1 protein-coding gene is annotated in these 381 nt (G+C 39.9%); it reads left to right on the forward strand.

The window, feature by feature from the left end; all coding sequences use genetic code 11:
- Positions 1–199: hypothetical protein (locus FC65_RS11170; RefSeq protein WP_056972814.1), on the forward strand; the 199-nt coding region annotated here is incomplete at its 5' end.
- Positions 200–381: the final 182 nt, after the last annotated feature.

A 381-nucleotide genomic window follows, 5' to 3' on the forward strand; every position in this document is an offset into this window, starting at 1 on the left:
TAATAAGTCCTATCAAGGCTTGCAACAACAAATTCAACAAGCAACTAGTCCACAACAGAAAGCACAATTTAAAAACCAGTTAAATGAGATACACGAAGAAATCAGTGAGCGAACGCAAAAGCAGCTACAAGCATTTGCTAAAAAGAATTCAGAAATTAAACAACCAGATTCTGAACCCGATCAAAGTCTAAAACGTTAGCCAGTTTTTAAAGGGCATGCTATAATGGAGGCAGAAAAAGGAAGCCCTGCGCTAACAAGACTTCCCATGCAAGCCGCTTCAAAGGCGGTGGCAGAAATTTAATAAACGATTTTAGCTCGTCCTGTGACCTCTACCAAAGTTACACAGGGCGGCTTTTTTTTATTTGTGGTGCTTGTCGATAT

It is taken from the genome of Ligilactobacillus acidipiscis DSM 15836, assembly GCF_001435755.1.
Lineage (GTDB): Bacteria > Bacillota > Bacilli > Lactobacillales > Lactobacillaceae > Ligilactobacillus > Ligilactobacillus acidipiscis.